We start from the raw sequence: 23,489 nt of genomic DNA, 5'->3' as shown, positions 1-23,489 counted from the left end.
CTTTGATGCGGTGGGTTTATCCTATGGGGGATGCGTTTTTCTCCTCTTCGCCCATCTGCTTTTATCGCAATCCTCCTTTGGACGGCTAGTTCTTTAGCCTTTGCCGGCGAGACTGCATCCCCAGTAATTCCACCATCCGTAGCGAGTAGCCTCGAGCGCAATCAAATTCCTCTTGATACGGTAAGTATTTCAGTTCTAGAGATCGAACCCGGTCGCCCCGGAAAGAATGTAGCTAAGAAAGTTTTAGATTGGCGCGGTGGCGATCCAATGAACCCCGCTTCAACGATGAAGTTATTAACAACGCTTTCTGGTTTAGACATCTTAGGTCCTCAATATCGTTGGCGCACTAATGTCTATACCGATGGTGTTATTCGTCAGGGAGCTCTGAAAGGTAATTTATATTTACAGGGAACTGGTGATCCCAAGCTTGTTCCGGAAGAGTTAGCTAAGATGATGAAGGACCTTCAAGGTCTGGGTATCCAGAAGATTGATGGCAATCTATTCTTTGATCGCAGTGCTTATGCGGCTAATGTCATGGAGCAAAATACTATTGATGGCGAAGCTCTGCGTGCATACAACGTTCCGCCAGATCCTCTGCTCTATGCATTTAGAACTTTGTCGTTTCAACTAGGTAAGTCACGCACTGCGGATTTTATTGACATTAGTTACACCCCATCCCTCTCCCAGCTAAAGGTATCCAACCAAATGCAGCTGGTCGATCGCTCATGCGATAACTGGAAAAGCAATATCCGCTTTAATTTAGATCCGGAAGGTGTCACCAATACCGATCAGCCTTTAACTGCACAGTTCTCTGGGGCGTTCCCAAGCTCCTGTAAGGGAGTGAACTTTAACGTTGTTGCGCTTGACGCCAATACCTTTCTAACGCAAGGCTTTGCTGCCGCTTGGGAATTAGCTGGTGGCAGCTGGGCACAAGCTCCTATCGGTAAAGATGGTTCAGTTCCTTTAGCCGCCCGACTTCTTTTGCAATTTGAAGGCAGCAAACTTGCCGATGATGTCTTAGACATCAACAAGTACTCAAATAACGTCATGGCACGCCAAGTTCTTTTGACTATGGCTTTAGAGAAAATGGGTAAGCCAGCAACAACTGCCAATGGTGAGTTAGTGATTCAGAGTTGGCTCAAACAAAATGGTTTGGACTTTCAGGGGCTGGTGATTGAGAATGGCTCTGGGCTATCTCGCAACGAAGCAATCTCTGCCAGTCAAATGAATCAGCTCTTGCTCACTGCTCGTAATTTACCAGTGGGTGATATTTTATATAACAGCCTACCAATTGCAGGTACCGATGGCACGATGCGCAATCGCTTAATGGTTCAACTACGCAAGTTTTTACATCTGAAGAAAAAACCAGAAGCCAGAATTAAAACCGGTTCTCTTGCAGATGTGCGAGCTATCTCAGGTTATGTAATGAGTAAATCTGGAAAGATGTATGCGGTGACTTCATTCATCAACCACCCCAATGCTTGGAAGGGTCTAGAGGCGCACGATCAGTTGCTATCGTGGCTGCTTGAAGATGGGCCAGAACCAAAGCATGCGCGCTGAAGACGATCTCTAACGCCGTCCCACTCCTCGCCCGCTGGCGGTTCAGGGAACAAAATCAAATCCCAACCTTGCTGATCTAAATCACGCAAGGAGCGATATAGCCGACTCGCAAAGGCACCGCTATCGCTTGGAACCTCAACCTCCTCAAAGTGGGCCGAAGGATGCCCATCTTCGCTTAAGGAGGATTCTGAATCCCACACCGCTACAGCAACGCGCGATTTAATATCTGGATATTCAGTCAAGGCATCCAAGACACGACCCGGGGCATATAGGCGCAAAGGCGTAGTTGGTGCGTAATGGGCTTTGAGACTTCCAGATACCCTTGGTAGATCTGCCGTTGCTTCATTGGGCGCTTCATTCCCTTTTACTTCTCCAGGCTGATAAACCTTTACACCTGTCTTGGTAAAAATTTCACTTGGAGTGATTGCGCCGGGTCTGAGTAGCACAGCCTTATCGCCAGATGACAAATCAATGATGGTTGACTCGATACCGACTTCACAATCGCCACCATCCAAAATCATTAAATCCAACATACCCTCGAACTCATTACGGACGTCGGCAGCACTAGTCGGCGATACCTTACCAAAGCGATTGGCTGATGGCGCAACAACTCCGCCTTTAAATTTACGTAATAACTCCTGTGCAACAGGATGAGAAGGAGCCCGAATCGCTACCGTATCTTGGCCGCCAGTCAGTTCATTTAAAACACTTTTATCTTTCTTGAAGACCAGGGTTAATGGTCCTGGCCAAAAGGCATTAATGAGCTTTAAGGCTTCTTCGGATAAATCTCTTACCCACGGTGCCAATAGCGCAACCCAGTCGACTTGAGCTTGATCAAATTTATCTGGCGCAGCTAAATGAACAATTAGGGGGTGATTTGATGGGCGACCCTTAGCGGTAAAGATTTTCTTAATCGCTTCAGGATTTTTAGCATCCGCGCCCAAGCCATAAACGGTCTCAGTAGGGAACGCAACTAATCCGCCATCACGCAAGGTTTGTACTGCCTCATTAATCACTGCAGAAGATTGCAAGTGGGCACTGTCTGCGGACATTTCTAGGGCTCAATCCCTAATTCAGCAGCAACAGCTGCACAGTTTTGACGTGCCTCATTAAGAGCTTCACCCAAACAGTTGATATGACCCATTTTTCTGCCCATGCGTGGCTCAGACTTTCCATACAAATGCAACTTTGCATCTGGATGAGCTAGTACTTTATTCCAGGCAGGCTCTTTTGGCTGGTCTTCGCTGCCCTCAAACCAAAGGTCTCCAAGCAAGTTCAACATGGATACCGGAGCAAGCTGACGTGTATCACCTAGAGGCAATCTTGCCATTGCTCTGACTTGCTGCTCAAACTGACTGCTCACACAAGCATCCATGGTGTAGTGGCCGGAATTATGAGGGCGTGGAGCGATTTCATTAGCCACGATGTCGCCGTTCTTCAGCACAAAGAATTCTACGCAAAGAACACCAACGTAATCGATCTTCCGAATCAGCGCCTTGGCTGCATCAATGATTTTCTTTTCCTGAGCAGGCTTCAGTGAAGGGGCTGGCACAGTCGAGGTATGCAAAATACCGTCACGATGGATATTTTGGGCCACTGGATAGGCTACTACAGCATCGTCATAACCACGCACTACCAAAGCTGACACTTCAAAATCTAATTCCATGCGCTTTTCTAAAACACAAGGCACGCGCCCGAACTCATTCCATGCAGTAGTCAATTCATCTGCACTGTAAACAGTAGCCTGACCTTTGCCGTCATAACCCATTCGAGCAGTCTTCAAGATTCCAGGGAAGAGCTCCTTTGGAGCATGGGCAATATCAGCCTCATGCTCAATCACAAAGTTGGGAGCTGGGCCAATATTGGTCTCTGACTTCCAAGTGGCTAAGAAATTTTTCTCAGCAATACGATTTTGGGCAAGAGACACGCAACTGCTGCGTGGCGCCACAAATACACCCAAAGACTCCAACTCATCCAAAGCTTGAGCGGGAACATTTTCAAACTCAGTACTCACTGATGAACATAGTGCAGCCATCTCTTTTAAAGCGGCACTATTAGTGTAGTCAGCTTGAATAAATTTTTCAGCAATAGAGCCTGCAGGACTATCAGAGCCAGGGTCGAGCACGCAAACCTTGTAGCCCATCGCTTGAGCGGCTTGAGTAAACATCCGCCCCAATTGACCGCCACCTAAAATTCCTAAATATGAACCCGGCAAAATGGGTTCCATACGATCTGCCATGTAATTAATATCCCGGCAAATTCATTGAGCGTGCAGCATCAGACTGCTTGGCACGGAAATCTTCTAAGCGCTTTGCTAAATCAGCATCATGCAAAGCTAAACCTGCAATCACATGCAAGGCAGCATTTGCTGCGCCGGCTTCACCAATCGCAAAAGTAGCAACCGGAATACCTTTAGGCATCTGCACAATAGAAAAGAGAGAATCTTCTCCACGCAAATATTTACTAGCGACAGGTACGCCATAAACGGGAACAATCGTTTTTGAGGCGAGCATGCCTGGTAGATGAGCTGCGCCACCTGCACCAGCAATGATGGCTTGCAAACCATTCGCCTGCGCTTTTTCAGCGTACTGAAACATGTCATCTGGCATGCGGTGTGCGGAGAGTACTTTTGCCTCATGAGCAATGCCGAATTGCTCAAGCATTTGAGCGGCGTGCTGCATGGTGTCCCAATCTGAATTGGATCCCATCACTATTCCGACGATTGGCTTCTTACTCATTTACCTCTCCAAATGCCTTATAACCATTAAGGACTCTATTATCCCTGACTCAAGAAGTCTCAGTAAGGCGGGTAAGCGCTTCACGATACTTTTGGGCAGTCTTTTCAATCACATCTGCTGGCAATTGCGGTGCAGGGGCTGTTTTAGGCCATAACTTACCATCCACCATGGCGGTTTCTAGCCAATCACGCACAAACTGCTTGTCATAAGAAGGTGGGTTAGAGCCTACATAGTAGGTCTCTGCAGGCCAAAAACGAGAAGAGTCGGCTGTCAGGATCTCATCCATCAACACCAGTTGGTCATTGGCATCTAAGCCAAACTCAAACTTGGTATCAGCAATGATGATTCCACGAGTAGCTGCGTATTCAGAAGCCTCTTTGTACAAACGAATACTCACTTCACGAATTTGATTGGCTAACTTTTCACCAATGAGCTCGATGACTTTCTCAAATGAGATGTTTTCATCATGCTGACCAAACTCTGCTTTAGCAGCAGGAGTAAAAATAGGCTCAGGTAATTTCTGGGCATTCTCTAAACCTTCCGGCAAAGCAATGCCGCAAACCTTGCCAGTTTCTTTGTAGTCTTTCCAGCCACTACCAGCTAAGTAACCACGGACCACTGCCTCAACCAAAATGGGCTTTAAGCGCTTAGCAACTACCGCACGACCTTTGACTTGGCTAATCTCATCCGCTGCCACTACAGTAGCTGGATCAATGCCAGTCAAATGATTAGGAATCACTGCAGCCAATTTATCAAACCAAAAATTGGCCATTTGATTGAGAACTACACCCTTCTCAGGAATGGGCTCACCCATCACTACGTCAAACGCAGAAAGACGGTCGGTAGTAATCATCAGCAACTTGTTGTCATCTAATGCATAAACATCACGCACTTTACCCTTGGACAACAAAGGTAATGACTTAATAGAGGTAGCGTACAAAGCAGGCATATTTAAATCACTTCACAATTTGAGTTAATTTGCCGCTCTTATATAGCTCAGCCATCTTCTCTAAAGAAATCGGTTTAATTTTGGAGGCTTGACCTGCAGAACCAAAGGCCTGGAAGCGTGCAATACAAACCTTCTTGGCGGCTTCACGGGCTGGCTTCAAATAATCGCGTGGGTCAAACTTGCTTGGATTTTCAATAAAGTAACGACGAATTGCACCGGTCATTGCCAAGCGGATATCCGTATCGATATTGATCTTACGAACGCCATTCTTAATGCCCTCTTGAATCTCTTCAACCGGAACACCGTAAGTTTCTTTCATATCACCGCCGAATTCACGGATCTCAGCAAGCAACTCTTGTGGAACACTAGAAGAACCATGCATTACCAAATGCGTATTAGGTATGCGCGCATGAATTTCTTTAATGCGATCGATTGCCAAAATATCGCCCGTCGGCTTTTTAGTGAACTTGTATGCCCCATGGCTAGTACCGATCGCAATTGCTAAGGCATCGCACTGAGTAGCCTTCACAAAATCAGCAGCCTGCTCAACGTCAGTCAGCAATTGCTCACGAGTCATCTTGCCGTCAGCGCCATGACCGTCTTCTTTATCACCTTGCATGGTCTCTAGTGAGCCCAATACACCTAATTCAGCCTCAACCGTAACTCCAATCGAGTGAGAGAACTTCACCACTTCTTTGGATACGTCTACGTTGTACTCGTAGCTAGCAACACTTTTACCATCGGCCTCTAAGGAGCCATCCATCATCACACTGGTAAAGCCACTCTTAATCGCAGCCATACACACTGCTGGACTTTGACCGTGGTCTTGGTGCATCACTACCGGAATATGTGGATAAGCCTCAACCGCAGCAGAAATCAGATGGCGCAGGAACGCCTCACCAGCATATTTACGTGCACCAGCAGAAGCTTGCATGATGACAGGGGAGTCAGCTTCATTTGCTGCTTCCATAATCGCCGTTACTTGCTCTAAGTTGTTCACGTTAAATGCTGGCAGGCCGTAACCATTTTCAGCAGCATGATCCAAGAGTTGTCTTAAAGATACTAAAGCCATGATGTTCTCTTAATAAATAGTAATGAGGTTAAAAATAAATTTGTTTTGAGTCATTTTCAATGTGAATTACTTCACGTGAATAATCTTGAGGGTATTGGTACCACCGGGCTCGCCCATCGGTTCGCCAGAAGTAAGCACAACAGTATTACCTGTTTTTACAGCGCCCGATTTTTTCAAACAAGCCTCGACCTCTTGCAAAGCAGTGTCACGATCTTTTGTGTAATCCAGGCCAATCGGTGTGACATTACGATAGGTGCTTAATGCCCGCTGTGTAGCGATCTTAGAGGTCAATGCAAAAATCGGGACGTGAATATTATGACGACTCATCCAAATGGCTGTTGAGCCAGAGTCAGTTAAAGCTGCGATAGCATCGGCATTTAAATGATGAGCAGTAAACAAAGCTCCTAGGGCAATCGTTTGATCGATACGAGTAAAAGTCTGATCTAAGAAGTCGGTGTCGAGTTTCACGCGATCTGACTTTTCTGCCTCAACGCAGATCTCTGCCATTGCTTTAATAGTCTGCACGGGATACATGCCTGCAGCAGACTCAGCAGATAACATCACTGCATCAGTACCATCCAATACTGCATTAGCAACGTCGCTGACTTCAGCACGCGTTGGTACTGGCGCATTAATCATCGACTCCATCATTTGCGTAGCCGTAATCGTAAATTTGTCTGCCTCACGCGCCCAAGCAATCATGCGCTTTTGTAATGCAGGCACTGCTGCATTACCCACTTCAATGGCGAGATCGCCGCGAGCAACCATGATGCCGTCGCTCTCAGCAATAATACTTTTAAGGGCTTCAGGCTCAATCGCTTCTGCACGCTCTACCTTCGCAATCGTTCTGACTTTACCAACGCCATACTTGGCGCTAGCTGCGTCTGCCAACTGACGGGCATAGGCCATATCAGCGCCATCTTTTGGAAAGCTGATCGCCAAGAAATCTACGCCCATTGAGATTGCAGCGTCTAAGTCAGCAATATCTTTTTCAGTCAGCGCAGGGGCGGTTAAGCCACCACCAGCGCGATTAATGCCTTTGTTATTGGAGAGTGGTCCACCCTGCTCAACGATGGTAAATATCTTGCCGCCCTTAACGCTCTCAACCGTAAGAACTACTAAGCCATCATTTAATAAAAGACGGTCACCCGGCTTTACATCGCCTGGCAACTCCTTGTAATCAAGACCCACTTTAGTTTGATCGCCGAGCTCACAAGCCACATCCAGGGTAAATTTTTCACCTTCTTTGAGGAGGATTTTGCTATCTGCAAATTTACCCACACGAATTTTGGGGCCCTGTAAGTCGGCCATGATGCCAACCTCTTTACCCACTTCAGCGGAGATAGTTCGCACTAAATCGTGACGCGCTTTATGGTCAGCAACGGTACCGTGAGAGAAATTCATGCGCACTACATCTACACCCGCACGAATCATGTCACGCAACACTTCGGGCTTCTCGGAAGCAGGTCCTAAGGTTGCAATGATCTTGGTTGCTCTCAACATATTTAGTCTTTCGCTCTTTCAGCAAGTACCGCAAAGGCTGGCAAGGTTTTGCCTTCTAAGAACTCTAAGAAAGCGCCGCCACCAGTAGAGATGTAATCCACTTGATTCTCAATACCGTACTTTGCAATCGCCGCCAAAGTATCGCCGCCACCAGCAATCGAGAATGCAGGTGAGTGCGCAATGGCTGCGGCCAACATCTTGGTACCGCCTCCAAATTGATCAATTTCAAATACGCCCAATGGACCATTCCAAACAATCGTGCCAGCGTGAGCGAGCATGATGGATAAACGTGCAGCAGTCTTTGGACCAATGTCCAAGATCATGTCGTCTTCTGCAACCTGATCCGCAGGTACGCGGTTTGCGCGGGCTAATGGAGACAACTCATTGGCAACCACTACGTCTTCAGGAATCGGCACATGAGCGCCACGCTTTTCCATGATCTCCATAATCTCTCTTGCTTCGTCCACTAAATCAGGCTCAGCAAGAGATTTACCAATAGGCAAACCTTTGGCCAGCATGAAGGTGTTTGCAATGCCGCCACCAACGATGAGCTCATCCACTTTCTCAGACAAGGCCTTCAAAATAGTAAGCTTGGATGAAACTTTAGATCCAGCAACAATGGCGACTAAAGGACGTTTTGGACTGGCTAGTGCACGACTTAGCGCATCTAATTCAGCAGCCATCAAAGGGCCGGCACACGCTACTGGTGCAAACTTCGCTACACCGTAGGTGGTGGCTTCAGCGCGATGCGCAGTTCCAAATGCATCGTTGACATACACATCACACAATGCAGCAATTTTTTTGGCCAGCTCGTCGCTATTTTTTTTCTCACCCACATTGAGACGACAGTTTTCCAGTAGGACCACCTCGCCTGGATTGACTTCAAAGCCGCCATTCACCCAGTCGCTAATTAATGGAACTTTGCGATTCAGCAAAGTGGCAATGCGATCGGCTACAGGAGCCAAACTATCTTCGGATTTAAATTCCCCTTCGGTTGGACGACCTAAATGCGAAGTCACCATCACTGCTGCCCCAGCATCCAAACACATTTGTACAGCAGGCATCGATGCCCGAATACGCGTGTCTTCTGTAATGTTGCCTGCCTCATCTTGCGGAACGTTCAAATCGGCACGGATAAATACCCGCTTACCCTTTAATTGACCTGATTGGGCTAATTCACTTAAACGCTTAACTTTAAATAAGGATTCCGGCATGAGTTTTGGTAAAGAAGTGGTTTATGGGGAATGTTCCATTCTAAAGGCTCTTGGCCCATCCACCCCCGAGGATCGGAGCCGACAGACTGCCCTGCCTGCTCTACAATAAGGACTTAAATGCATTCTGGGCCGGAAGACCAAACACTGCCAGCCTAGTGCTCTGCTTAAACCGCTGTTACAGATACTTAATAGACACAAAAGGTAAAGAAAATGTCGATGTCCGACCGCGATGGCTTTATTTGGACTGATGGGAAGCTAATTCCTTGGCGCGAGGCCAATATTCACGTGCTAACCCATAGCCTGCACTACGGAATGGGCGTATTTGAGGGCATCCGAGCCTATAAAACCCCCCAGGGAACCGCGATTTTCCGCCTTCCAGAGCACGTAAAGCGCCTTTTTAACGGCACTAAGATCTTCCAAATGAATATGCCTTACAGCCCAGAAGAGATCACCAAGGGCATTATTGACGTAGTTAACAGCAATAAGCTCGAAGCCTGCTATATACGCCCAATTATCTTTATCGGCTCCCAAAAACTCGGAATCTCCCCCAAAGGCAACAGCATCCACACCTCGATCGCCGCCTGGGAATGGGGTGCTTATTTGGGTGAAGATGGCCTAAATAAGGGTATTCGAGTTAAAACCTCCTCATTTACACGTCATTTCGTCAATTCTTCACTCGTTCGTGCCAAGGCATCAGGCTACTACATCAACTCCATTTTGGCTAACCAAGAAGTGACTGCCAATGGATACGACGAAGCTCTGTTGCTGGATACCGAAGGTTATGTTTCTGAAGGCTCCGGTGAAAACCTCTTTATGGTTCGCAACGGGATTGTGTACACACCAGATTTAGCCTCATGTTTAGATGGCATCACACGTGACTCCGTTATCCAGATCGCCAAAGATCTTGGCTATGAAGTTCGTGAAAAACGTCTGACTCGCGACGAAGTCTATTCCGCTGATGAGGCCTTCTTCACTGGTACTGCTGCTGAAGTAACTCCTATTCGCGAATTAGATGACCGCACTATTGGTGATGGCAAGCGTGGTCCTATCACTGAAAAAATTCAAAAGACGTATTTTGATGCTGTGTACGGAAGAAATGACCAATACAAATCTTGGCTCACTTACGTTAAGTAAAACATTAAGTAATTTCAGCAATTAGGAAACAGCACATGACTCAAGCTCAAGTGGTTATGGTGGATGGCAAAGATTTACCTTTACATTGCCCCACCAATAAAACTCCAGCATGGAACTCGCATCCACGCGTTTTTCTAGATATCACTGAGACCGGTGAAGCCAAGTGTCCATACTGTGGCACAGAGTACAAACTCATTCCCGGCACTGAGCCGCACGGTCACTAAGCCTTATCAGCACCTCTTCTTGAGGTGCTGAGTCGGGATACATTACATGCACGGTATTCTGATCATTGCCCCAAACTGGATTGGGGACGCTGTGATGACTCAGCCATTATTAGCATCCCTCAAAAAACAATATCCAGAAGCAAACATTGACGTACTCGCCAGCACTTGGGTTGCTCCAATTTATCGCGCTTGCTCTGAAGTACATGAAGTCATCGAAGCTAAGTTTGAACACAAACAATTGCAGTGGGGCTTACGCAAACAACTAGCAAAAGAGCTGGCGATAAAAAAATATCAAGCTTGTTTTGTTTTACCCAATAGTCTTAAGTCAGCACTCATTCCTTGGCTCGCTAATATTCCTTTTCGGGTTGGCTATCGCGGTGAATTACGCTTTGGCTTAATTAACTTATCACTAGATAATCCAAGCAAGGTAAATCGCCCGCCCATGGTCGAGCACTATCTTGCATTAAGCCAACTGCTTAATGAAGGGCAATCTGCATCAACAGGAAGCAATCTCGTACCCAAGTTAAATGTATCCTCTACCGCTAATCAATCGGTGCAGACCAAATTACTCAATGCCAAAGTTGATCCAGCTAACGTCTACGTGATGTGCCCTGGCGCTGAGTACGGCCCAACGAAACGTTGGCCCACAAGTCACTTTGCACAATTGGCGCAAAAACTCATTGCCAGCAATCCGCATAGTCAGATCATTCTTTTGGGTAGCAAAGGCGACCATGCACTTGCCCAAGAAATTCAGCCCCAGGCAAAGCAAGATAGTCACATTCATAACTGGTGTGGAGATACTTCACTAGATGAAGCGATTGCCTTGATTGGCATGGGCAAAGCGGTTATCAGCAATGACTCCGGCTTAATGCACATTGCGGCAGCCCTCAGAACCCCTCAAGTTGCCATTTTTGGATCAAGCGACCCAGCCCATACCCCACCTTTATCAGATAAAGCTAAGGTAATTTGGCTCAACCTGCCTTGCAGTCCATGCCATAAAAGAGAATGCCCACTGGGTCACTTAAAGTGCTTAAACGACATCTTGCCAGAACAAGTATTCGCTACACTCAATACCTTGCAGCCATAACCCAGGAACAGTAAGCCATGACCAAACTTGCCAGACTCTTTCACAATGCGGATGATGTTGTCGAAGCATGGCGAGATGCATTAGGTCATCGCGATATTCAAGGTGCTCTGGATATTTGGCTGGATGATGACTCTATTACCTGCGTTCTGCCAGAAGGTCATCGCCTAACAGGTCACGCAGAAATTCGTGAGGGCCTAGAGAGACTGCTCGCAAAGCAACCTTTATTCTTAGAGCCCATTGCTTGCATTAGTCATTCTGTTTTAGGTGCTGCGGTATACGACACTACTGAAGCAGTTCATCTGAGGGCTGATCAAATAGAAGCAGAATTTTTTCTGAATATCACACTCGTGCTTCTACAAGACAGTCAAGGCTGGCGCATCGCGCATTTACATGCCAGTCACTCCACCGAAGAAACTTTCGACGCTCCCTCTACGCCCCACGGCTTGCACTAAACATCATGGATGATCAAGTGCTTCGGTCACTCATGAAGTGGCCCAATGTACCTGATTGCTATGGCTGGCTTGCATTAGATCGCCGCGGCCAATGGCGCATGCGGGATGAGTTCGCACAACAAAATAATCTCCCAGGGCAAGTAATTCAACATGCTGCACTTAATGATTTCATTGAGCGTAACTATGCTTGCGATGAGAGCGGTAGATACTTTTTCCAGAATGGCCCGCAACGCGTTTTTATTACCTTAGATGCGACCCCTTGGATAGTACGAATTATTCCAAGTGACGCCGGAACGCATCTCACTAATCAATGCCATCAAACCATGGAGCCCACTGCTGCTCTAAGCGATGAGAAAGGCAATATTTATATTGTTGGCACAGTAAATCAAACGATTTATAGCAGGAATAAAAATGACAACAATCAATTTGTTAAAAGAGATAGTCAAACAGTTGCCCTGTTACACGATCACGATCTTGATCATTTTTCTGAGCTAGCCAAGCTGCGTGAAGAGACTTGCAGCTTTGGTGGCTCCTGGACATGGCAAGACAAACAACTGCCTCTAGACCCCATTCACTCCGAAGAGCTAGCCTCTCGCTTTAACTATATAGCGCAGCCACAACCTTAGCCAGGCATCTGCTTGCCCTGCTCCTTGAGCTCATCTTGGTATTGACGCTGCATTTCTCGTAAACGGGCATCAATGCTCGAGCCCTGATAAAAATCAGCGCCACCTGCTGATCTAGCAATACGGAGTTGTTCAATTGCCGAAGGCCAAGCACCCTCTAAGGCATATTTTTCCCCGAGTGCGTAATGGCGCATAGGGATATTGCCAGCTTGATCATAGGATTTAGATAGCAGGTCCCACCACACCACTTCGTTAGGCTGTGCTCTTGTGCGCGCTTTTAACCAAGTAATCGCATCATTGGTGCGGCCGAGTTTTAAATCCGCATTAATCATGGCGGCACCAGCAGCATATGACTGAGGATAGGTGCGCAAAGTCGCTTGGGCTATTTGTAATGCCTCCTCTCCCTTGCCTTTTGCTAGAGCAAGTTCAGAGGCGGTGATATCCAGCGATAGGCTCTGTCTTTGAATAGGCGACCCTGGGGCACTTGCCTTCTGAGCTAGATTGCGTGCTTGCTGCAAATCAGCCTCTGCTTGGTCTATTTTTCCTTGGCGCTGCGCTATCAAGGCTAGCCCATAAAAACCTTCTAATTGTTTTCCAATCGGCTGCTGTTTACTCAAGCTCTCAAAGGTGTTTTTTAAGTCATACATTCCACTGGAGGTTCCAGCTTGCTCCATGCGCGCACGAGCCTTGATGAAATAAAACTCTACTGATGTAGGAACACTACGGGCTGCAACGGTACGCGCCCTATCTTGCATATCTGCGATGCGGTCGGTTGTTAAAGGATGGGTGCGTACATAAGAGGGCACCCCTTTATCCATAATTCCGGTGGCTTTTTGCAGGCGCTGGAAAAATCCTGGCGCACCATTGACGTCGTATCCACTGGCGTCCAATATCTGAAAGCCAACCCGATCAGCCTCGCGCTCTGCATCCCTCGAATAGGAGAGCTGATTATTCACTGCCACTGCTTGCCCACCCTGCATCAAACCAGCTCCGGCCTGCGGGTTGCGAGACATCGCCAGAGCACCAAGCACCATACCGGCAATCGCAATCATCATATTGGTAGTTTGCTTATCCATTTGACGCGCTAAATGGCGCTGCAAAACGTGACCTGTTTCATGACCCATTACAGAAGCAACTTCAGAATCGGATTCAGCACTCACAATTAAACCCGTATGAAAGCCAATAAATCCACCAGGCAATGCAAACGCATTAATACTGCTGTCTTTAACAGCAAATACTTCAAAGTTATATGCGCCACTGCCCTGCTCGTTGGCACCACCAAGTTGTAACTTTTTAGCGGCTTGTAATAAGCGACGCTCCATCTGATTTAAAAAATCGTAGAGCGGCAAATCATTTGAATAATCAGGATCTGGACGAATCTGGCGCATGATCATTTCGCCATACTTACGCTCGTCCACTCGACTTAAGGCATCGCCACCTGGATCGCCCATATCAGGCAAAACAATAGTGGGCTGACTTTGCATAGTGCTACGTGTAGGCGCATTAGCGGGACGTGCATCGGGTGACTGCATTGCCCTACCGATATTCTGAATAGCGGCTGAATTACCCTCCACTGACACATCTCCAGCAGGGGTAGCTGCATATGCAGGAAACCCAGAGCAAGCCAACCCCAACATCAGCTGAACAGCCAAAGCACGGCGCAAAAAAGAGGTTTTTGGAACTGACTTTATGTCTTGCATCTCTATATGGTAAAACTTATCCCATGAACAAACTAACTCATTTTGATGCCAGCGGGCAAGCCCATATGGTAAACGTTGGCGATAAACCGAATACCCACCGTATAGCCGTCGCTACGGGCAAGATCACCATGCTTCCCGAGACCTTCAAAATGGTAGATGCTGGTACCCACAAAAAGGGTGATGTTTTAGGAATCGCCAGAATTGCAGGTATTCAGGCATCCAAAAGAACATCAGATCTCATTCCTCTATGCCATCCGCTGGCGCTAACTCACGTTAGCCTGGAGTTCCAAACTAATCCAAGTGAAAACAGCATTTACTGCCAAGTCAGAGCAGAAACCACAGGACCAACCGGTGTAGAAATGGAAGCGCTCACTGCAGTCCAAGTTGCTCTCCTCACAATCTACGATATGTGCAAAGCCGTAGACCGAGGCATGGTGATGGGTGATGTCAAGCTACTCGAGAAAAGTGGTGGCAAGAGTGGGGAGTGGAAGTCCGAGAAGTAAAGCTTACAAAAGAAGGTTTTATGAAATGCCAAAAATATGTTTTTACTAGCCTTTTCTTTTTAGGGCTCGTTCTACCGGGAGTCTGTTTTGCAGAATTAGGCGGCACTACTGCTTCTATATTGGCAGAGCAAAAACAATTTAATTCAGAGCTGACCTCTACACAGCAAAACGGTTATTCGCTGTATACCCAAACCCTCGCTTCTGGAACTAGCTTTCAGGAATATGTATCACCTAGTGGCATTGTTTTTGCAATCAGCTGGAGCGGTCCAACCCTCCCAAATATTCAAGCTATTTTCGGGAGCTACTATGGCAATTATTTATCTGCTGCCCAGCAATCCCGTCGCTCCATTTACAGCAGCAGTGACTCTCTTGTCATTCAGTCGACAGGGATGATGGGTGCATTTCAGGGCTTTGCTTTTCTGCCTAAGCAAGCCCCTACTGGCTTCACCGTAAACAATCTACCCCAATGAAAACCCAATATTTTTTCAAAGGGGTTTGCATCTATCTATTGGTCTTGACGCTCTTTGCCTGTGGCGGCGGAGGCGGCGGATCAAGCAGCTCAAGCACCTCGAGCAACACCCCCACTCCCGATACTCCAGTTCCTATACCTGACTATATAAGCAGCAATATCGCTCCGAACGCAATTAGTTTTAGCGTGCAAAAAAGTTCTGGCAACAGCGTTAATATTCCTTATGTCAGTGTGACCATCTGTCAACCAGGTACCACTCAATGCCAAACTGTCGGAAATATTATTCTAGATACGGGATCTAGCGGGTTAAGGGTACTGTCATCAGCGCTGGGATCTCTACAACTCAATACACAAACAAACAACAACTTACCAGTTCTAGAGTGCGCATCTTTTTTATCTGGACTTACATGGGGACCAGTCAAAACCGCTGATATCAAAATGAGTTCGGAGGTCGCAAGCGCTATACCCATTCAAGTAATCGGTGACTCCGACTATCTAAGCGCCCCAAATAGCTATTGCAATGGTTTGCCTCCATTACAGGATACGACTACCCTCAAAGCAAACGGCATTTTGGGTGTGTCCTTACTTATTTCAGATAATCAAGACTATTTCTCCTGCAGCGGCACTCAGAATGCTACCTGCACAGCCATCACTCAAACCGCTAGCTTACAAGTCAAAAATCCTGTGGCAGCATTTGCTGCAAATAATAATGGCCTGGTAATGCAAACCCCCGCCATTAGCCCTGAGGGAGCAAGCTCAGCCACAGGGACTTTGTACTTTGGCGTGGATACTCAGAGCAATAACTCCTCAAGTGGAGCAAGCATCATCCCAACCAATAGCATTGGTTTATTCACCACTACTTTTAACGGGCTTAGCTTTAGTAGAAGCTTTATTGACAGCGGAAGTAATGGACTTTTCTTCCCAGCCGGCAGTCAAAGCACTGTCCTGAAAGCATGCAGTTTAAGCGCCGGCTTTTACTGCCCCAGCTCTACGCAAAACTATACCGCTTCAGTGCCACTCAGAAATAATGTGACCGGCACTATTAACTTCTCAGTCGCTAATGCAGATACTTTATTTGCTTCTAGTAACTATGCTTACTCGAATTTGGCTGGCACCCAACAAGGTCAATTCGATTGGGGTCTGCCATTTTTCTTCGGCAAGACAGTGTTCTTTGGAATTTCCGGAAAATCCAGCGCCAATGCTGGTACAGGGCCTTACTATGGCTATAAATAAAAAACCGCTTCATGAGCGGCATTTTATTTAGTTGATTATTTACCTATTCTGCATTCCGAAGGCAATAACTGAGAAATCAAATTAGTCTCCGTAGACCTACATGACCAACCACCCGCCCAAGTTGCCCCCTCCGGCTTAGATAGATCTATAGGCTTTGGAGAATTCGCATCAGGCTCGTTAGTTGGCACTAGATGAAGTGTATTTTTTCCTTCAGGCGCCACACTGACTTGATAGTCAATCGTAATTGCGCCCGAGGGTGTGATCTCAATTAACTTGACGCTACGTGTTGCCGTAAAAGTAAAAGCCCCATTTGTTGCATCATCCATGGGCACTGTGCCGCGACTTGCAAAAGCCTCTGTCACAGCAAGCTTAGCGCTAGAGGATAAATTCATACCTTCCACAACCCTGCTTCGAGCAATGTAGTCTTGATACTGAGGAACGGCTACCGCAACCAAAATGCCAATAATGGCTACCACCACCATCACCTCAATCAAGGTAAAGCCTGTTTCTGGATCGTTTTCTGAATTTTGAATATCTTGAATGTCTTTAATCTGCATATTTTCTAGCTCCCGAGGTCAAATGCCTCATCATCCAGTCTAAGCCTTTAATCCTCAAGAAACTTAGTCGTAAAAAAAGCCAGCTTTTATCGCTGGCTTTTCTGATTCAGAAGAAGGTTGAAGAAGCTTATGCGTTAGCTTGATTCTTTTTCTTCAAATAGGTGCCTAGCAAGATCACAATAGCGACTCCAATACCCTCAAAAATCATATGAGCATCTTCCATCGCGCCTTGAATGGAATCCTTGATCGCCGGATCTTCCACCAACATACCACCAGCCAATAGACCCAATAATCCAGCGCCCAAAGTAATGATGACCGGGAAACGATCCATCACCTTTAAAAGCATGGTGCTACCAAAGATGATCAATGGAATAGACAGGCCAAGACCAATGATTAAAAGGGCTAAACGAGTTTCTTCAGGACCCTTTTGAGCAGCGGCAGCTACAGCAATAACGTTGTCCAAACTCATCACTAAGTCCGCTACCAATATTGTGCGTATCGCACCCCAAATATTGGAGTGACCATCCATCTCAGCCTCATCATCGCTATCAGCCAATAATTGCACGCCAATGTAGACCAGCAAAATAGCGCCAACGATTTTTAGATAAGGAAGGCTGAGGAGTTGTACCGCAGTGATCGTCAAAACAACACGTAAAATAATGGCTGCTGCGCTACCCCAAAAAATCGCTTTCTTTTGTTGATTTGCTGGCAGATTGCGTGATGCTAATGCAATCACTACTGCGTTATCACCAGATAACAAGATGTTGGCAACAATGATTGACAAAAGTGCAGCCCAAAATGCAGGGCCTGAAAATACTGAAAAATCCATGAGTTGTCTCCCTGCGTTATTTTTATGTTTTAACTACTGATACAACAAAAAAGGATGCTGTTTAATCAGCATCCTTTTTCTCATTACCAATTACAACATTGCCTTTAGCAAAGCAGCCATTTCTGAAGGGTTCTTGGTTACCTTGAAACCACACTCTTCCATAACGGCAAGCTTAGCATCTGCAGTATCAGCACCGCCTGAGATCAAGGCACCTGCGTGACCCATACGCTTGCCTGGAGGCGCTGTTACGCCGGCAATAAAGCCAACTACTGGCTTCTTCATATTGTCTTTGCACCAGCGAGCAGCCTCTGCTTCGTCTGGACCGCCGATTTCACCAATCATGATCACAGCATCTGTTTCTGGATCTTCATTGAACATTCTCATGATGTCGATGTGCTTCAGACCATTGATTGGGTCGCCACCGATACCAACTGCTGTGGACTGACCTAAGCCAATGGCTGTCAACTGACCAACCGCCTCGTAAGTCAAGGTACCGGAACGGCTAACAACGCCAATGCGACCCTTCTTATGAATATGGCCGGGCATGATGCCGATCTTCAGCTCATCTGGAGTGATGATGCCTGGGCAGTTAGGGCCAAGCAATAAAGTCTTCTTGCCACCAGCAGCTTCTTTAGCATGCATCTTGTTACGCACTTCAAGCATGTCGCGCACTGGAATGCCTTCAGTAATACAGATTACGAAGTCAAGGTCAGCTTCAACAGCTTCCCAAATCGCAGCTGCAGCACCAGGAGGCGGAACATAGATAACAGAAGTCGTTGCACCCGTTTGCTGAGCAGCCTCTTTTACAGTTCCATAAATAGGAATATTGAAAATAGACTCGCCCGCTTTTTTAGGATTTACACCAGCAACAAAACAGTTTTTGCCGTTTGCGTATTCCTGACATTTTTCAGTATGGAACTGACCGGTCTTACCAGTAATACCTTGTGTAATGACTTTGGTGTTTTTATTGATCAAAATAGACATATTGAAATTCCTGGATTATTTGTTTTTGGCAACAGCAGCAACTACCTTGGTAGCAGCTTCAGCCATTGAATCGGCGCTAATAATTGGCAAACCAGAGTCTGCAAGAATCTTCTTGCCTAGCTCTTCGTTTGTACCCTTCATACGCACAACCAAAGGCACTGTGAGGTTAACTGCTTTACATGCAGTAACAACGCCGTCAGCAATTACGTCGCAACGCATAATGCCGCCGAAGATGTTTACCAAAATTGCTTCAACGCTCTTGTTCTTCAACATGATCTTGAATGCTTCGGTTACTTTCTCTGCTGTCGCACCACCACCAACGTCCAAGAAGTTTGCTGGCTCGCCACCGAACAACTTAATGGTGTCCATAGTAGCCATCGCCAAGCCTGCACCGTTCACTAAACAACCAATATTGCCGTCCAATGAGATGTAAGCGAGGTCAAATTTAGAGGCTTCGATTTCAGCAGCATCTTCTTCATCGATATCGCGGTAAGCCACGATTTCTGGATGACGGAACAATGCGTTTGGATCAAAGTTGAACTTCGCGTCCAAAGCCTTGATCTTGCCGTTACCTTCAAGAATCAATGGGTTGATTTCTACCAATGAAGCATCGGTATCCCAGTAAGTCTTGTACAAATTCTTAAATACATCGCGAGCCATTGGAATAGAGGCTTCAGGGACACCGATGCCTTTAGCAACGATATCGCAATCAGCATCAGTCAAACCAACCATCGGGTCAACAAATACTTTAATAATTTTTTCTGGATGTGATTCAGCGACTTCCTCAATATCCATACCACCTTCGCTAGAAGCCATGATCACATTCTTCTGTGTTCCGCGGTCTGTAACGATACTGAAGTAGTACTCTTTTTTAATGTCAGCGCCATCTTCAATGAGAAGGCGATTTACTTTTTGACCTTCTGGCCCAGTTTGATGTGTCTTGAGCTGCATGCCCAAAATTTCAGAAGCATATTTTTTCACTTCATCCATGCTTCTTGCCAATTTCACGCCGCCGCCTTTACCACGACCACCAGCATGAATCTGGGCCTTTACAACCCATACAGGGCCACCGAGTTTTTCAGCAGCTTTCACCGCCTCATCAACACTGAATGCAGGAATGCCGTTAGGAACTGGCACATTAAATTGGCGAAGAAGTTCTTTGCCTTGGTACTCGTGAATTTTCATAATTACTCCGAAACGGTATCTTTTTTAGCAAGCGATGAGGATTAGTTAAACCGATGTTGCCTTGATCTCATACTTACTCTAGAAATAGCTAAATTAGCCAAATTTGAATAAATGCGAACGGCTTGACCGACTCCATTAGTCTAGCATGCTGCAATGCCGCAAATAGCCTCTGCGGATCCGTAATTGCCCTAATCCGGACTCTGTCCGCCAATCACTTTTGCCACCACTTCGGAGCCAAAACCCTTCGATGCCAAGAAGCGATACTGCCTAGCTCGCTCCTTTTGGTCCTGAGCGCGCACACCGTATTTCCTGGTCCAGAGATCAAAGGCACGCTGAAACTCGGTCTCTTTTAAGACCCCAAGGAGTGCAGCGGACTTTTTGGCGTCCACTCCAGCCCTATCGAGCTCATCAGCAATCTTCCTCATCCCGTAGCGCTCACTGCGGCGGCGAACCAGCGCCTCAGCAAAACGCTCATCAGACAACCAACCTCTTGCCTCAAAGTCGTCCAAAACCGCTTCAATCTGAGAATCTCTGGATTCAGGCGTTTGCTCAGCCTGCTCGCCGCCTAACTTGCCCCATCTCGCTTCTGATTCTGCCAACTTTGCAGCTAAGCCTTTGCGACTGTATTCTCGCTGCGACAAAAGGCGCAAAGCCCGAGCTTTGAGACTCGGGCTTTGTTTGACCTTCTGATTACTGCTTAACTCTTGCATTGAATTATTCGACTTCTTCTTCCTCGCTCAGCACATCCGTTACTACTGCTGAACCAGATTTAACGCCCAATTTCTCGCGAATTCTTGCTTCGATATCTTTGGCAATGGCTGGGTTCTCTTTTAAGAACTCGCGCACATTGTCTTTACCTTGACCAATGCGATCACCGTTATAGCTATACCAAGAGCCTGACTTTTCAACGAGGTCAGCTTCGACACCCATATCAATAATTTCACCTTCTCTAGAAATACCAGCACCATACATGATGTCAAAAATTGCTTCGCGGAATGGAGGAGAAACTTTGTTCTTCACAACCTTCACACGGGTTTCATTACCAACAACCTCATCGCCTTTTTTGATACTGCCAATACGACGGATATCTAAACGCATAGAGGCGTAGAACTTCAGCGCATTACCACCAGTAGTGGTTTCTGGAGAACCAAACATCACACCAATCTTCATGCGAATCTGGTTAATGAAGATCACAGTAGTGTTGGTGCGCTTGATAGCACCAGTCAATTTACGCAAAGCCTGGCTCATCAAACGGGCTTGCAAGCCTGGTAAGGAGTCACCCATATCGCCTTCGATCTCAGCCCTTGGAACCAAAGCAGCAACCGAGTCGATGACGATTAAATCAATAGAACCTGAGCGAACTAATGCATCTGCAATTTCTAATGCTTGTTCACCAGTGTCCGGTTGAGAGATCAACAGATTATTTACATCCACGCCAAGACGTGATGCGTACTGCACATCTAAAGCGTGCTCTGCGTCAATAAATGCGCAAGTGCCGCCAAGCTTTTGCATTTCTGCAATCGCATGTAATGTCAAAGTCGTTTTGCCAGAAGATTCTGGGCCGTAGATTTCAATCACGCGACCACGCGCAAGACCACCAACTCCAAGAGCAATATCTAATCCGAGTGAACCGCTAGACACCACCTGAATGTCTTGGCTAATCTCAGCATCGCCCAATCTCATGATTGAGCCTTTGCCAAACTGTTTCTCAATTTGTGCCAGTGCTGCAGTTAATGCTTTTTGCTTGTCTCCGCTCATTCCTTCAAATTCTGAAGAGGCTGATTGCTTTTTGTTATCCAAGGCCATTTTTTATTCCCTTTTCGCTATGTACTGGGCTTTTTCCCGAAGTTTTATCTACTGTGTAACAACTTAGGAGTTACTGTATATAAAAACAGTGGTCTTTGCAAGCGTCTTTTAAACTGAATTTACGGATTTTTGACTAGGCTGCACTTGATTGACTCGGTCCCAATAGAAAAAGAGGGGTATAGCGAAGGCCCAAACCACCCCTACCAGGATAAATCCAGTGACTTCGCTACCAGGAACCCAGGATCCGGCCCCCATGCGAATACCAGCCTCATAGGACATCGGACCAGCAATGCCACCTAAAATAGCCCCTAAAACAGGTCTGCCGCGCAACCAGGTCAAGGAGCCATTAATGGTGGTTGCCACCAAAACCCACAAGACCCACATCCAGAGAGGCGATAAATACGGTGAAGGCCAATCATTCCGAAAATCCAGGTAGCCCAGATGCATGATGAGAGTATCGGCCACCAAACCAAAAACAAAGGCTTTCAATAAAAGACTGATTTCTGTTTTGGGAGAAGGTGAACGCCAGGCGTGGAAAGCAATATAGGCTAGGGTAGCAACTACCGCCCAAAGCACGTCTTTATTGGCTGCGCCCAATACACAGGCAAACCAACCAAGCTGGAAAATAACAAAGTTCCAAAATTTAGCCATATACCTAGCAACCTAAGAAAAAGGCCACTGCCGAGGGGCAATGGCCTTTAGATTTGGTGGCGAATCAGACATTCATATTGAGCTTATAACCCATTGATTTATATGACTGTCTTAACTCACCCCTTAATTTATTACTCACAAAGTTACTCACAATCCTCAATGTCCCCCCTCTAAAACTGGGTTTTTGAGGCGTTGTTTATTTGCGACCCCATTATCACTGATTATTTTCAGCTTCAGTCTCTTTGGCTGCCCTTTTCCAGATAGCAAGGTATTCAGGAGTCATTGACGCAATAGCCTTGGCATCCATCTCGGCATCACGATCATCCATCATCTGAGCCCAGCTTCTTCCCTTAACAAATTCTTTCAGCCATGCAGCCTTAGCATCTTCAAAACTCATTTTTTTAGGCATAACACCTCCCTGCTTTAAGGTTACCCCTAAAAGGCATAAGTGTCGATTCAACAACGCTGTTCGGAAATGATTTCAAAACTGTCGCATAGCCATTTGGTTATATAGAACAGTTGTTCGGAAACCCAATAGAGAAATATGCTCTCAAGCATTTCATCAAGCTAGCCAATGGATGCCAAATGAGCCTTATTGAGCGAGCTCTTTTTCAACCAACCTAAGTAACTCAGCAACATCAAATTTAAGCGCACTAGACAATTTGAAAATCGTTGTTAGCGAAGGCTCTTTTTGACCTAGCTCTAAAGAACTAACGAATGTGCGCCTGAGGCCTGCTTCAAAACCTAATTGCTCTTGCGTCAGTCCTTTAGCAATTCTCAGCCTTCTTATTACAACCCCAAAAGCTGCTGAAACTTCCATCTTTTCCCCTGTTGAGGGGGAATTGTTGGTTTTTGACTCCCATAAGTCTTCCCACTATAGTAGGAATTAGATACATATCTAGAAGATATCCACTATCTAAATCGAGCACAACAAGGTTGTCAAATAGACCGCCAATAATCCCAAGAAGATTGCCTTGCTAGCTTCATTGGATTAGTGAGTGACCTCATAAACGATG

26 protein-coding genes are annotated in these 23,489 nt (G+C 46.4%); 9 read left to right on the top strand and 17 right to left on the bottom strand.

Annotated elements, in window-relative coordinates:
- Positions 1-30: 30 nt before the first annotated feature.
- Positions 31-1,560, top strand: coding sequence for a D-alanyl-D-alanine carboxypeptidase/D-alanyl-D-alanine-endopeptidase (gene dacB / locus ICN34_RS01040; protein ID WP_216120341.1), 1,530 nt, complete (start codon positions 31-33; stop codon positions 1,558-1,560).
- Here dacB and ICN34_RS01035 read toward each other — a convergent pair.
- From ICN34_RS01035 to ICN34_RS01005, 7 genes are all read right to left on the bottom strand, one after another.
- On the bottom strand, positions 1,506-2,612 hold the full coding sequence (locus ICN34_RS01035) for an L-threonylcarbamoyladenylate synthase (protein ID WP_216120339.1): 1,107 nt from the start codon (positions 2,610-2,612) through the stop codon (positions 1,506-1,508). The two genes, dacB and ICN34_RS01035, sit on opposite strands and share 55 nt — an antisense overlap.
- Before the next feature lie 2 nt (positions 2,613-2,614).
- Positions 2,615-3,799 carry a 5-(carboxyamino)imidazole ribonucleotide synthase gene (locus ICN34_RS01030; RefSeq protein WP_216120337.1) on the bottom strand — a complete coding sequence of 395 codons (1,185 nt, stop codon included), beginning with the start codon at positions 3,797-3,799 and terminating at the stop codon, positions 2,615-2,617.
- A gap of 4 nt (positions 3,800-3,803) precedes the next feature.
- Positions 3,804-4,298 carry a 5-(carboxyamino)imidazole ribonucleotide mutase gene (purE, locus tag ICN34_RS01025; protein ID WP_072582783.1) on the bottom strand — a complete coding sequence of 165 codons (495 nt, stop codon included), beginning with the start codon at positions 4,296-4,298 and terminating at the stop codon, positions 3,804-3,806.
- Positions 4,299-4,347: 49 nt separating this feature from the next.
- Positions 4,348-5,247 (bottom strand): phosphoribosylaminoimidazolesuccinocarboxamide synthase, encoded by a 900-nt coding sequence (locus ICN34_RS01020; protein WP_072582782.1) that lies wholly within the window; start codon positions 5,245-5,247, stop codon positions 4,348-4,350.
- Positions 5,248-5,254: 7 nt separating this feature from the next.
- Positions 5,255-6,319, bottom strand: coding sequence for a class II fructose-bisphosphate aldolase (gene fba / locus ICN34_RS01015; protein ID WP_072582781.1), 1,065 nt, complete (start codon positions 6,317-6,319; stop codon positions 5,255-5,257).
- A gap of 66 nt (positions 6,320-6,385) precedes the next feature.
- Positions 6,386-7,822 (bottom strand): pyruvate kinase, encoded by a 1,437-nt coding sequence (gene pyk, locus ICN34_RS01010; RefSeq protein WP_216120335.1) that lies wholly within the window; start codon positions 7,820-7,822, stop codon positions 6,386-6,388.
- Between the two features lie 2 nt (positions 7,823-7,824).
- A complete protein-coding gene (locus ICN34_RS01005; RefSeq protein ID WP_216120333.1) occupies positions 7,825-9,036 on the bottom strand; it encodes a phosphoglycerate kinase in 1,212 nt (403 codons plus the stop codon).
- Between the two features lie 210 nt (positions 9,037-9,246).
- Between ICN34_RS01005 and ICN34_RS01000 the strand changes: the two genes are divergently transcribed.
- Genes ICN34_RS01000 through ICN34_RS00980 form a run of 5 tightly spaced genes read left to right on the top strand, consistent with a single transcriptional unit; the run spans position 9,247 to position 12,559 of the window.
- Positions 9,247-10,170: a branched-chain amino acid transaminase gene (locus ICN34_RS01000; RefSeq protein WP_072582778.1), complete on the top strand. Its 924-nt coding sequence runs from the start codon at positions 9,247-9,249 to the stop codon at positions 10,168-10,170.
- Between the two features lie 35 nt (positions 10,171-10,205).
- Entirely contained in the window at positions 10,206-10,394 is a 189-nt protein-coding gene (locus tag ICN34_RS00995; protein WP_072582777.1) for a zinc-finger domain-containing protein, read from the top strand.
- A gap of 46 nt (positions 10,395-10,440) precedes the next feature.
- The gene (waaF, locus tag ICN34_RS00990) at positions 10,441-11,481 is read left to right on the top strand and encodes a lipopolysaccharide heptosyltransferase II (RefSeq protein WP_216120331.1); all 1,041 of its coding nucleotides are present in this window, start codon (positions 10,441-10,443) and stop codon (positions 11,479-11,481) included.
- A 17-nt stretch (positions 11,482-11,498) separates the two neighbouring features.
- Positions 11,499-11,933 (top strand): nuclear transport factor 2 family protein, encoded by a 435-nt coding sequence (locus ICN34_RS00985; protein ID WP_216120329.1) that lies wholly within the window; start codon positions 11,499-11,501, stop codon positions 11,931-11,933.
- Between the two features lie 5 nt (positions 11,934-11,938).
- Positions 11,939-12,559 carry a DUF2946 family protein gene (locus ICN34_RS00980; RefSeq protein WP_216120327.1) on the top strand — a complete coding sequence of 207 codons (621 nt, stop codon included), beginning with the start codon at positions 11,939-11,941 and terminating at the stop codon, positions 12,557-12,559.
- On the opposite strand, the gene ICN34_RS00975 is transcribed toward ICN34_RS00980, so the two are convergent.
- Entirely contained in the window at positions 12,556-14,256 is a 1,701-nt protein-coding gene (locus ICN34_RS00975) for a M48 family metalloprotease (RefSeq protein WP_216120325.1), read from the bottom strand. The genes ICN34_RS00980 and ICN34_RS00975 overlap by 4 nt on opposite strands.
- A gap of 23 nt (positions 14,257-14,279) precedes the next feature.
- Between ICN34_RS00975 and moaC the strand changes: the two genes are divergently transcribed.
- Genes moaC through ICN34_RS00960 form a run of 3 tightly spaced genes read left to right on the top strand, consistent with a single transcriptional unit; the run spans position 14,280 to position 16,461 of the window.
- Positions 14,280-14,759, top strand: coding sequence for a cyclic pyranopterin monophosphate synthase MoaC (gene moaC, locus ICN34_RS00970; protein WP_216120323.1), 480 nt, complete (start codon positions 14,280-14,282; stop codon positions 14,757-14,759).
- A 20-nt stretch (positions 14,760-14,779) separates the two neighbouring features.
- Positions 14,780-15,229 (top strand): DUF2844 domain-containing protein, encoded by a 450-nt coding sequence (locus tag ICN34_RS00965; protein WP_216120321.1) that lies wholly within the window; start codon positions 14,780-14,782, stop codon positions 15,227-15,229.
- On the top strand, positions 15,226-16,461 hold the full coding sequence (locus ICN34_RS00960) for a DUF3443 family protein (protein ID WP_216120319.1): 1,236 nt from the start codon (positions 15,226-15,228) through the stop codon (positions 16,459-16,461). The genes ICN34_RS00965 and ICN34_RS00960 overlap by 4 nt, the downstream gene beginning before the upstream one ends.
- A gap of 35 nt (positions 16,462-16,496) precedes the next feature.
- Here ICN34_RS00960 and ICN34_RS00955 read toward each other — a convergent pair whose 3' ends face one another.
- The 9 genes from ICN34_RS00955 to ICN34_RS00915 form a co-directional block, all read right to left on the bottom strand.
- Positions 16,497-17,018, bottom strand: a complete 522-nt coding sequence (locus ICN34_RS00955) for a pilin (RefSeq protein ID WP_216120317.1) — start codon at positions 17,016-17,018, stop codon at positions 16,497-16,499.
- A gap of 127 nt (positions 17,019-17,145) precedes the next feature.
- Positions 17,146-17,847: a TerC family protein gene (locus ICN34_RS00950; protein ID WP_072582761.1), complete on the bottom strand. Its 702-nt coding sequence runs from the start codon at positions 17,845-17,847 to the stop codon at positions 17,146-17,148.
- Between the two features lie 90 nt (positions 17,848-17,937).
- Complete coding sequence (gene sucD, locus ICN34_RS00945; protein ID WP_072582760.1) at positions 17,938-18,831, bottom strand: succinate--CoA ligase subunit alpha; 894 nt, start codon at positions 18,829-18,831, stop codon at positions 17,938-17,940.
- Between the two features lie 15 nt (positions 18,832-18,846).
- A complete protein-coding gene (gene sucC, locus ICN34_RS00940) occupies positions 18,847-20,016 on the bottom strand; it encodes an ADP-forming succinate--CoA ligase subunit beta (protein WP_011903667.1) in 1,170 nt (389 codons plus the stop codon).
- A 188-nt stretch (positions 20,017-20,204) separates the two neighbouring features.
- A complete protein-coding gene (gene recX, locus ICN34_RS00935) occupies positions 20,205-20,726 on the bottom strand; it encodes a recombination regulator RecX (RefSeq protein ID WP_072582758.1) in 522 nt (173 codons plus the stop codon).
- Between the two features lie 4 nt (positions 20,727-20,730).
- Positions 20,731-21,816 carry a recombinase RecA gene (gene recA, locus ICN34_RS00930; RefSeq protein WP_370623815.1) on the bottom strand — a complete coding sequence of 362 codons (1,086 nt, stop codon included), beginning with the start codon at positions 21,814-21,816 and terminating at the stop codon, positions 20,731-20,733.
- Between the two features lie 114 nt (positions 21,817-21,930).
- A complete protein-coding gene (locus tag ICN34_RS00925) occupies positions 21,931-22,473 on the bottom strand; it encodes a DUF2878 domain-containing protein (protein ID WP_216120315.1) in 543 nt (180 codons plus the stop codon).
- Positions 22,474-22,687: 214 nt separating this feature from the next.
- Entirely contained in the window at positions 22,688-22,882 is a 195-nt protein-coding gene (locus ICN34_RS00920) for a hypothetical protein (RefSeq protein WP_216120313.1), read from the bottom strand.
- Between the two features lie 183 nt (positions 22,883-23,065).
- Positions 23,066-23,293, bottom strand: a complete 228-nt coding sequence (locus ICN34_RS00915) for a helix-turn-helix domain-containing protein (RefSeq protein WP_216120311.1) — start codon at positions 23,291-23,293, stop codon at positions 23,066-23,068.
- Between the last annotated feature and the right edge of the window lie 196 nt (positions 23,294-23,489).

Origin of the sequence: Polynucleobacter sp. Tro8-14-1 (genome assembly GCF_018881655.1) — a bacterium.
Taxonomy (GTDB): domain Bacteria; phylum Pseudomonadota; class Gammaproteobacteria; order Burkholderiales; family Burkholderiaceae; genus Polynucleobacter.
The sequence above is the reverse complement of the archived record's forward strand: the minus strand, read 5'-3'. Positions and strand labels throughout refer to the sequence as shown.